Origin of the sequence: Pasteurella canis, from assembly GCF_900454865.1 — a bacterium.
GTDB classification, from domain to species: domain Bacteria; phylum Pseudomonadota; class Gammaproteobacteria; order Enterobacterales; family Pasteurellaceae; genus Pasteurella; species Pasteurella canis.
In genome coordinates this window covers 1-9,471 of the sequence record NZ_UGTV01000013.1, presented here as the reverse complement: position 1 = coordinate 9,471, position 9,471 = coordinate 1, and the positions used below count along the sequence as shown (strand labels likewise).

General features: G+C 35.9%; 11 protein-coding genes and 2 pseudogenes. 6 read left to right on the top strand and 7 right to left on the bottom strand.

Features of this window, described 5'->3' with window-relative positions; translation table 11 throughout:
- From yidC (DYE19_RS00680) to rpmH (DYE19_RS00665), 4 genes are all read right to left on the bottom strand, one after another.
- Window positions 1–1,336 (bottom strand): membrane protein insertase YidC (gene yidC, locus DYE19_RS00680; protein WP_115322280.1); only part of this gene is annotated, 1,336 nt, incomplete at its 3' end.
- Window positions 1,336–1,596 carry a membrane protein insertion efficiency factor YidD gene (gene yidD, locus DYE19_RS00675; protein ID WP_049214594.1) on the bottom strand — a complete coding sequence of 87 codons (261 nt, stop codon included), beginning with the start codon at window positions 1,594–1,596 and terminating at the stop codon, window positions 1,336–1,338. The genes yidD (DYE19_RS00675) and yidC (DYE19_RS00680), both read right to left, overlap by 1 nt.
- Window positions 1,560–1,919 (bottom strand): ribonuclease P protein component, encoded by a 360-nt coding sequence (rnpA, locus tag DYE19_RS00670; RefSeq protein WP_049214593.1) that lies wholly within the window; start codon window positions 1,917–1,919, stop codon window positions 1,560–1,562. The genes yidD (DYE19_RS00675) and rnpA (DYE19_RS00670) overlap by 37 nt, the downstream gene beginning before the upstream one ends.
- A 16-nt stretch (window positions 1,920–1,935) precedes the next feature.
- On the bottom strand, window positions 1,936–2,070 hold the full coding sequence (gene rpmH / locus DYE19_RS00665; protein ID WP_005539760.1) for a 50S ribosomal protein L34: 135 nt from the start codon (window positions 2,068–2,070) through the stop codon (window positions 1,936–1,938).
- A gap of 337 nt (window positions 2,071–2,407) precedes the next feature.
- On the opposite strand from rpmH (DYE19_RS00665), the gene dnaA (DYE19_RS00660) reads away from it, so the two are divergent.
- The gene (gene dnaA, locus DYE19_RS00660) at window positions 2,408–3,760 is read left to right on the top strand and encodes a chromosomal replication initiator protein DnaA (protein ID WP_115322278.1); all 1,353 of its coding nucleotides are present in this window, start codon (window positions 2,408–2,410) and stop codon (window positions 3,758–3,760) included.
- 12 nt (window positions 3,761–3,772) lie between these two features.
- A complete protein-coding gene (gene dnaN, locus DYE19_RS00655) occupies window positions 3,773–4,873 on the top strand; it encodes a DNA polymerase III subunit beta (protein WP_115322279.1) in 1,101 nt (366 codons plus the stop codon).
- Window positions 4,874–4,916: 43 nt separating this feature from the next.
- On the opposite strand, the pseudogene DYE19_RS11430 reads toward dnaN (DYE19_RS00655), so the two are convergent.
- From DYE19_RS11430 to dnaA (DYE19_RS00640), 3 genes and pseudogenes are all read right to left on the bottom strand, one after another.
- Window positions 4,917–5,003 (bottom strand): annotated as a pseudogene (locus DYE19_RS11430) (AAA family ATPase); the annotation flags it as partial.
- 17 nt (window positions 5,004–5,020) lie between these two features.
- Window positions 5,021–6,121 carry a DNA polymerase III subunit beta gene (gene dnaN / locus DYE19_RS00645; protein WP_115322279.1) on the bottom strand — a complete coding sequence of 367 codons (1,101 nt, stop codon included), beginning with the start codon at window positions 6,119–6,121 and terminating at the stop codon, window positions 5,021–5,023.
- A 12-nt stretch (window positions 6,122–6,133) separates the two neighbouring features.
- Window positions 6,134–7,486 (bottom strand): chromosomal replication initiator protein DnaA, encoded by a 1,353-nt coding sequence (gene dnaA, locus DYE19_RS00640; RefSeq protein ID WP_115322278.1) that lies wholly within the window; start codon window positions 7,484–7,486, stop codon window positions 6,134–6,136.
- 337 nt (window positions 7,487–7,823) lie between these two features.
- Here dnaA (DYE19_RS00640) and rpmH (DYE19_RS00635) point away from each other — a divergent pair, with 337 nt between their 5' ends.
- From rpmH (DYE19_RS00635) to yidC (DYE19_RS00620), 4 genes and pseudogenes are all read left to right on the top strand, one after another.
- Entirely contained in the window at window positions 7,824–7,958 is a 135-nt protein-coding gene (gene rpmH / locus DYE19_RS00635; protein WP_005539760.1) for a 50S ribosomal protein L34, read from the top strand.
- A gap of 16 nt (window positions 7,959–7,974) precedes the next feature.
- Entirely contained in the window at window positions 7,975–8,334 is a 360-nt protein-coding gene (gene rnpA, locus DYE19_RS00630) for a ribonuclease P protein component (protein ID WP_049214593.1), read from the top strand.
- Complete coding sequence (gene yidD, locus DYE19_RS00625; RefSeq protein WP_049214594.1) at window positions 8,298–8,558, top strand: membrane protein insertion efficiency factor YidD; 261 nt, start codon at window positions 8,298–8,300, stop codon at window positions 8,556–8,558. The genes rnpA (DYE19_RS00630) and yidD (DYE19_RS00625) overlap by 37 nt, the downstream gene beginning before the upstream one ends.
- A pseudogene (gene yidC, locus DYE19_RS00620) lies at window positions 8,558–9,471 on the top strand (membrane protein insertase YidC); the annotation flags it as partial. The gene yidD (DYE19_RS00625) and the pseudogene yidC (DYE19_RS00620), both read left to right, overlap by 1 nt.

Below are 9,471 nucleotides of genomic sequence, written 5' to 3'. Positions count from 1 at the left end.
GTGCATGACGTAATTCAACGGCCTCTAAGAATGTCCAATATAATGCGATAAAAATAGGCATTTGTAAAAGAATTGGTAAACAACCACCTAAAGGGTTAACTTTTTCTTCTTTATACAATTTCATCATCTCTTGGCTCATCCGTTGACGATCTTCGCCAAAACGTTCACGCATTTCTTGTAGTTTTGGTTGAAGCATACGCATTTTTGCCATTGAGGTATATTGTGCTTTTGTTAATGGATATAGAAGGGCTTTCACAACTAATGTTACACCAATAATAGCAAGACCCCAGTTATGGACTATACTTTGAATAAAAGTCAATAACATAAAGAGTGGTTTGGCAATGAACCAAGCCCAGCCATAGTCTACGGTTAAATCAAGGTGATTAGCCACAGTTTCCATTTTGTCTTGTAACTTAGGACCTGTCCAAAGTGCACTTTTGATCGTTTCAGTTGTCCCGGCTGGAACAATCGTTGTTGGACCGCGATAACCAATAGAAGCAAGATTATTCGCTTTATCTGTTAAGCTATAAAGTTGGTTATCTGCATCTTGGTTTGGAATCCAAGCGGAGACAAAATAGTGTTGTAATACAGCGATCCAACCTGCTTTTGTTGAAATAGCGAGGTTTGCTTTTTGCATATCATCAAAGCTATATTTTTTATAATTTGTCTCAGAAGAGGAATAGGCTCCTCCTGTATAAGTTGGCATTGCGACATTACCAGTATCTTCAACTAAAGTATGACGTAATTGACCGTAAGGTTCTACTTCGATCGTTTTGTCACTTTGGTTATCAATTTCAAAATTCACACCAACATCATAAGCGCCTCGTTTTAATACGAAAACTTTTCGATAAATGACCCCATCTTTTTCAAAAACTAATGGAACAGAGAGTTCGTTTTGACCATCAGCTAAGATAAAATTATCGCCTTCAACTTGATAATTAGCACGTCCGGCTTTCGTATCAATACCGTCTTTTCCTACTAAGCCACTTTGCGCAATATAGACATGGTTTGGTTTATTAGTTAATAATGTGAATGGGGTATCAGAGTTCAATTCAGCATCATAATTTAGTAATTCTGAATGAATTACATCGCCACCTAGCGTATCAACTTGTAAACGAAAAACATCGTTTTCTAAGGTAACCACACGCCCCCTTTGTTGTGATGTTGTGATATCTGCAGTTGATGTACTCGCAGAGATCGTAGGCACATCTGAAGTAGAGTTTACTTGTTCTGTTACAACAGGCTTAGGCGTGTGATAGTCAAGCTGCCATTGTTGATAAACAAGAAAAGAAATGAAGAGTAGTGCGATGACTAACAGGCTACGTCTTGAGTCCATTATTTTTTCTCTTTTTTGTTATTGATCTTTGGTGGAACAGGATCGTATCCACCCTCGTTTAAAGGATGACATTTTAATATACGTTTTACTGTAAGCCAACTCCCTTTTACTGCACCATGTGTTTTTAATGCTTCAATACCATAACAAGAGCAGGTTGGTGTAAAGCGACAGCGAGGACCAATAAGTGGACTAATGACAATTTGGTAAATACGAATTAGCCCAATTAAGATTTTTGAGCTAAACGAATGTGTCGTTGCCATAATTTATCCAGTGTTTGATTCAAGGTGCGGTTATCTAACTTGCCTATACCCTGTTTTGCTACAATCACGAAATCATAATGTGGAAGTGTGTGTTGTAATAAACGAAAACTTTCACGACATAAACGTTTGATACGATTACGATCATGCGCTCTTTTTAAATGCTTTTTAGCAACAGTCAGACCTAAACGTGGATGCAGGAGATTATTTGGGCGAGCAAGAATAGTGATTTCTGGTGTACTAGCACGGAACGGCTGTTCAAAGACATATTTAAAATGAATGGGAGTTAACAAACGTAACTCCCTAGAAAAATTCAGCTTAATCACACCAATAGAACTAGCATTATGCTGATAAAGATTTACGACCTTTAGCACGACGACGAGCTAACACTTGGCGGCCATTTTTTGTTGCCATACGTGCACGGAAACCGTGAGTACGGCTACGTTTTAATACTGATGGTTGAAATGTACGTTTCATAACTATAATTTACCTAAATCAAAAAATTGTTCAGTAATCTTGAAAACAAGGATTAATAAAATTAAGGAACGGAATTGTAATCATAAATTCAACGTTCGTCAAATTTAGAATAGGAAAAATGAGTAAATAAGTCTCAGTTTCCTTAATAACCTTAATAAAAAGCAAAGATGCGGTCGAAATTATACGTTTTTTAATAAAAATCTCAAGCAACCTTTTTCGTTTTTTTTAAGCCTTATATGCAGATCTTTAGACGACTTTATTGTAGAATTAGTTTTCTTAAGACCGCGCTTTTGGCGGAATTTCTTCCAATAAATTTTAACTATAACGATAATAGAATATGAAACCAGACCTGTCTTCCCTTTGGCAAGAATGCCTATTGCAGCTACAAGACCAAATTTCACTAACAGATTTTAGTACATGGCTACGTCCATTACAGGCAGATTTTAATGTACCAAATATGATCGTTTTGTATGCCTCAAATGTGTTCATTAAGCAAAAAGTGGATGAAAGTTATTTAGCACAATTAACCAAAGTTGCACAAGAGTTAAGTGGGCAGGCTGAGTTAGTCATTCAAGTTAAGGTTGGTGTCAAACCAGAAGTACGCCTCCCTCAAATCGAAAATAAAAAAATTGAAGTCAATAAAAATGAAAAACCACAGATGGTAATTCGTTCTTATTTAAATCCTAAGCATTTATTTGAAAATTTTGTTGAAGGTAAGTCAAATCAATTAGCACGTGCTGTTGCACAAAAAGTAGCAGAAATGCCAGGTGAGCAAAGCTCGAATCCACTATTTTTGTATGGTGGAACGGGTTTGGGTAAAACACATTTATTGCACGCAATTGGTAATGGTATTTTGTTACGCAATCCTAATGCCCGTGTACTTTATATTCACGCTAATAATTTTATGCAACAAATGGTTAATGCAGTACGTGATAACAAGATGGATGAATTTAAAAAATTCTATCGCTCTTTAGATGCATTATTAGTTGATGATATTCAATTTTTTGCAGAGAAAGAAAAAACACAAGAAGAGTTTTTTCATATTTTCAATAGCTTATTTGATACAGGTCGCCAAATTATTTTAACTTCAGATCGTTATCCAAAAGAAATTGAAAAGTTAGAGGAACGTTTAAAATCTCGTTTTGGTTGGGGGTTAACAACAGCAATTGAACCACCAGAATTAGAAACTCGCGTTGCTATTTTGCTGAAAAAAGCAGAAGAAAAAAATATTTATTTACCAGAAGAAGTTGCATTTTTCATCGGACAAAAATTACGTACTAACGTACGTGATTTAGAAGGTGCATTAAATCGCGTCAGTGCTAATGCAGAATTTATGGGGGCACCAATTACGATTGATTTTGTTCGAGAAACCTTAAAAGATATGTTGGCATTACAAGATAAACTTGTGACAGTTGAAAATATTCAAAAAGTAGTGGCAGAATATTATCGAATTAAAGTATCTGACTTAAAAGGGAAAAGTCGTTCTCGTTCTATTGCCAGACCAAGACAATTAGCCATGGCATTATCGAAAGAGTTAACAAATCGCAGCTTGCCAGAAATTGGTAAGAGTTTTGGTGATAAAGATCATACAACAGTATTGCATGCTTGCCGAAAAATTGCCGAATTAAGGGAACAAGAACATTCTTTACAAGAAGATTGGTCAAATTTAATCCGCACACTATCTGTGTAAAAAGGGGAAAATATGCAGTTTATTGTTTCAAGAGAAAACCTATTAAAACCATTGCAACAAGTTTGTGGCGTATTGAGTAGTCGTCCAAATATTCCCGTATTAAATAATGTATTGTTGCAGATTCATACTGATCATTTAGTGATTACTGGTACTGATTTAGAAGTTGAGCTTTCAACGCAAACTGAGTTATTAAGCTCATCTCAGCAAGGTAGCTTTACTATTCCAGCCAAGAAGTTTTTAGATATATGTCGTAGTTTACCAGAAGGGGCAGAAATTTCGGTTAGTTTTGAGGAAGATCGTGCAATTATAAAATCTGAGCGGAGTAAATTTAATCTTTCAACATTGCCAGCAGAAGAGTATCCGAATTTAACTGACTGGCAGTCTGAAGTGGATTTTACGATTGAACAAAGCACATTACGTCGTTTAATTGATGCGACTCAGTTTTCTATGGCAAATCAGGATGCACGTTATTTTTTAAATGGTATGAAGTTTGAAACAGAAGGGAACTTATTACGTACTGTTGCTACTGATGGGCATCGCTTAGCTGTTTGTACTATTGCTTTAGAGCAAGATTTGCAAAATCATTCTGTCATTGTACCGCGTAAAGGTGTATTGGAATTAGCGCGTTTACTTGAAAATACGGATTTGCCTGCTCGTTTACAAATTGGCACGAACAATTTACGTATTGAGCTAGGAAATATTATTTTTACTTCAAAGTTGATTGATGGTCGTTTCCCTGACTATCGTCGAGTTTTACCGCGTAATGCGACACGTATTTTAGAGGCGGATTGGAATGTGCTAAAACAGGCCTTTGTACGTGCAGCAATTTTATCGAATGAACGCTTTCGTAGTGTGCGTTTACAATTAAGTGAAAATCAACTTAAAATTACTGCCACTAACCCAGAACAAGAAGTAGCAGAAGAAGTCATTGACGTTTCTTATCGTGGTGAAGAAATGGAAGTCGGTTTTAATGTTAGTTATATTTTAGATGTACTTAATGCGTTGAAATGTAATCAAGTACGTATGCGTCTAACAGATGCGTCTTCAAGTTGCTTAATTGAAGACTGTGAAGATGCAAGTGCTGAATATGTCATTATGCCTATGCGTCTATAATTACGTTTCATGTCTTTATGGCTATTTCTCGCCTACTTTATTCCAAAACAAAGTTAAAGCCGTGATCTAATTCAAGATCCACGGCTGTTAAATTTCTAAAGTTTTCAATTAGTAAGCGAGAAATAGCCATAAAGACATGAAACGTAATTATAGACGCATAGGCATAATGACATATTCAGCACTTGCATCTTCACAGTCTTCAATTAAGCAACTTGAAGACGCATCTGTTAGACGCATACGTACTTGATTACATTTCAACGCATTAAGTACATCTAAAATATAACTAACATTAAAACCGACTTCCATTTCTTCACCACGATAAGAAACGTCAATGACTTCTTCTGCTACTTCTTGTTCTGGGTTAGTGGCAGTAATTTTAAGTTGATTTTCACTTAATTGTAAACGCACACTACGAAAGCGTTCATTCGATAAAATTGCTGCACGTACAAAGGCCTGTTTTAGCACATTCCAATCCGCCTCTAAAATACGTGTCGCATTACGCGGTAAAACTCGACGATAGTCAGGGAAACGACCATCAATCAACTTTGAAGTAAAAATAATATTTCCTAGCTCAATACGTAAATTGTTCGTGCCAATTTGTAAACGAGCAGGCAAATCCGTATTTTCAAGTAAACGCGCTAATTCCAATACACCTTTACGCGGTACAATGACAGAATGATTTTGCAAATCTTGCTCTAAAGCAATAGTACAAACAGCTAAGCGATGCCCATCAGTAGCAACAGTACGTAATAAGTTCCCTTCTGTTTCAAACTTCATACCATTTAAAAAATAACGTGCATCCTGATTTGCCATAGAAAACTGAGTCGCATCAATTAAACGACGTAATGTGCTTTGTTCAATCGTAAAATCCACTTCAGACTGCCAGTCAGTTAAATTCGGATACTCTTCTGCTGGCAATGTTGAAAGATTAAATTTACTCCGCTCAGATTTTATAATTGCACGATCTTCCTCAAAACTAACCGAAATTTCTGCCCCTTCTGGTAAACTACGACATATATCTAAAAACTTCTTGGCTGGAATAGTAAAGCTACCTTGCTGAGATGAGCTTAATAACTCAGTTTGCGTTGAAAGCTCAACTTCTAAATCAGTACCAGTAATCACTAAATGATCAGTATGAATCTGCAACAATACATTATTTAATACGGGAATATTTGGACGACTACTCAATACGCCACAAACTTGTTGCAATGGTTTTAATAGGTTTTCTCTTGAAACAATAAACTGCATATTTTCCCCTTTTTACACAGATAGTGTGCGGATTAAATTTGACCAATCTTCTTGTAAAGAATGTTCTTGTTCCCTTAATTCGGCAATTTTTCGGCAAGCATGCAATACTGTTGTATGATCTTTATCACCAAAACTCTTACCAATTTCTGGCAAGCTGCGATTTGTTAACTCTTTCGATAATGCCATGGCTAATTGTCTTGGTCTGGCAATAGAACGAGAACGACTTTTCCCTTTTAAGTCAGATACTTTAATTCGATAATATTCTGCCACTACTTTTTGAATATTTTCAACTGTCACAAGTTTATCTTGTAATGCCAACATATCTTTTAAGGTTTCTCGAACAAAATCAATCGTAATTGGTGCCCCCATAAATTCTGCATTAGCACTGACGCGATTTAATGCACCTTCTAAATCACGTACGTTAGTACGTAATTTTTGTCCGATGAAAAATGCAACTTCTTCTGGTAAATAAATATTTTTTTCTTCTGCTTTTTTCAGCAAAATAGCAACGCGAGTTTCTAATTCTGGTGGTTCAATTGCTGTTGTTAACCCCCAACCAAAACGAGATTTTAAACGTTCCTCTAACTTTTCAATTTCTTTTGGATAACGATCTGAAGTTAAAATAATTTGGCGACCTGTATCAAATAAGCTATTGAAAATATGAAAAAACTCTTCTTGTGTTTTTTCTTTCTCTGCAAAAAATTGAATATCATCAACTAATAATGCATCTAAAGAGCGATAGAATTTTTTAAATTCATCCATCTTGTTATCACGTACTGCATTAACCATTTGTTGCATAAAATTATTAGCGTGAATATAAAGTACACGGGCATTAGGATTGCGTAACAAAATACCATTACCAATTGCGTGCAATAAATGTGTTTTACCCAAACCCGTTCCACCATACAAAAATAGTGGATTCGAGCTTTGCTCACCTGGCATTTCTGCTACTTTTTGTGCAACAGCACGTGCTAATTGATTTGACTTACCTTCAACAAAATTTTCAAATAAATGCTTAGGATTTAAATAAGAACGAATTACCATCTGTGGTTTTTCATTTTTATTGACTTCAATTTTTTTATTTTCGATTTGAGGGAGGCGTACTTCTGGTTTGACACCAACCTTAACTTGAATGACTAACTCAGCCTGCCCACTTAACTCTTGTGCAACTTTGGTTAATTGTGCTAAATAACTTTCATCCACTTTTTGCTTAATGAACACATTTGAGGCATACAAAACGATCATATTTGGTACATTAAAATCTGCCTGTAATGGACGTAGCCATGTACTAAAATCTGTTAGTGAAATTTGGTCTTGTAGCTGCAATAGGCATTCTTGCCAAAGGGAAGACAGGTCTGGTTTCATATTCTATTATCGTTATAGTTAAAATTTATTGGAAGAAATTCCGCCAAAAGCGCGGTCTTAAGAAAACTAATTCTACAATAAAGTCGTCTAAAGATCTGCATATAAGGCTTAAAAAAAACGAAAAAGGTTGCTTGAGATTTTTATTAAAAAACGTATAATTTCGACCGCATCTTTGCTTTTTATTAAGGTTATTAAGGAAACTGAGACTTATTTACTCATTTTTCCTATTCTAAATTTGACGAACGTTGAATTTATGATTACAATTCCGTTCCTTAATTTTATTAATCCTTGTTTTCAAGATTACTGAACAATTTTTTGATTTAGGTAAATTATAGTTATGAAACGTACATTTCAACCATCAGTATTAAAACGTAGCCGTACTCACGGTTTCCGTGCACGTATGGCAACAAAAAATGGCCGCCAAGTGTTAGCTCGTCGTCGTGCTAAAGGTCGTAAATCTTTATCAGCATAATGCTAGTTCTATTGGTGTGATTAAGCTGAATTTTTCTAGGGAGTTACGTTTGTTAACTCCCATTCATTTTAAATATGTCTTTGAACAGCCGTTCCGTGCTAGTACACCAGAAATCACTATTCTTGCTCGCCCAAATAATCTCCTGCATCCACGTTTAGGTCTGACTGTTGCTAAAAAGCATTTAAAAAGAGCGCATGATCGTAATCGTATCAAACGTTTATGTCGTGAAAGTTTTCGTTTATTACAACACACACTTCCACATTATGATTTCGTGATTGTAGCAAAACAGGGTATAGGCAAGTTAGATAACCGCACCTTGAATCAAACACTGGATAAATTATGGCAACGACACATTCGTTTAGCTCAAAAATCTTAATTGGGCTAATTCGTATTTACCAAATTGTCATTAGTCCACTTATTGGTCCTCGCTGTCGCTTTACACCAACCTGCTCTTGTTATGGTATTGAAGCATTAAAAACACATGGTGCAGTAAAAGGGAGTTGGCTTACAGTAAAACGTATATTAAAATGTCATCCTTTAAACGAGGGTGGATACGATCCTGTTCCACCAAAGATCAATAACAAAAAAGAGAAAAAATAATGGACTCAAGACGTAGCCTGTTAGTCATCGCACTACTCTTCATTTCTTTTCTTGTTTATCAACAATGGCAGCTTGACTATCACACGCCTAAGCCTGTTGTAACAGAACAAGTAAACTCTACTTCAGATGTGCCTACGATCTCTGCGAGTACATCAACTGCAGATATCACAACATCACAACAAAGGGGGCGTGTGGTTACCTTAGAAAACGATGTTTTTCGTTACAAGTTGATACGCTAGGTGGCGATGTAATTCATTCAGAATTACTAAATTATGATGCTGAATTGAACTCTGATACCCCATTCACATTATTAACTAATAAACCAAACCATGTCTATATTGCGCAAAGTGGCTTAGTAGGAAAAGACGGTATTGATACGAAAGCCGGACGTGCTAATTATCAAGTTGAAGGCGATTAATTTTATCTTAGCTGATGGTCAAAACGAACTCTCTGTTCCATTAGTTTTTGAAAAAGATGGGGTCATTTATCGAAAAGTTTTCGTATTAAAACGAGGCGCTTATGATGTTGGTGTGAATTTTGAAATTGATAACCAAAGTGACCAAAACGATCGAAGTAGAACCTTACGGTCAATTACGTCATACTTTAGTTGAAGATACTGGTAATGTCGCAATGCCAACTTATACAGGAGGAGCCTATTCCTCTTCTGAGACAAATTATAAAAAATATAGCTTTGATGATATGCAAAAAGCAAACCTCGCTATTTCAACAAAAGCAGGTTGGATCGCTGTATTACAACACTATTTTGTCTCCGCTTGGATTCCAAACCAAGATGCAGATAACCAACTTTATAGCTTAACAGATAAAGCGAATAATCTTGCTTCTATTGGTTATCGCGGTCCAACAACGATTGTTCCAGCCGGGACAACTGAAACGATCAAAAGTGCACTTTGGA